At 38.3% G+C, this 350-nt stretch carries 1 protein-coding gene; it reads right to left on the bottom strand.

Translation table 11 applies throughout. From position 1 onward, the window contains the following. Positions 1-350: hypothetical protein (locus BN202_RS09110; RefSeq protein ID WP_034988281.1), on the bottom strand; the 350-nt coding region annotated here is incomplete at both ends.

The following is a 350-nucleotide window of genomic DNA, read 5'->3' on the forward strand; positions in this document are numbered from 1 at the left end:
ATCATTTGTTTCAAAAAGCTGAGAGCCATTTACCGCATCATGGGATTCAGAAGCAATTACACCATTGCCAACATTATGCAAACTAACAGTGCCCGTTTCCGGATTTCCAAATGTCACACTATTTTTATTAACTTTACGTGCTGATCTAGTAAGTAGATTGTCACCTTTTGGATCTTCTTCATCATAAAGAACGGCCACAGAACGCACTTCCTCAACTTTGTTAGAAAGATCAATCACATCTTCATCAAGTTGTGCTTTGTTAACCGCATCAGTACCCTCAGTACCATTTGCTACATGTGTAATCTTTTTACCGCTAACATTAATACCCTCAGTTGTTATTTGAGGACCAT

The sequence above is a fragment of the Bartonella florencae genome (genome assembly GCF_000312525.1).
Classification (GTDB): domain Bacteria; phylum Pseudomonadota; class Alphaproteobacteria; order Rhizobiales; family Rhizobiaceae; genus Bartonella; species Bartonella florencae.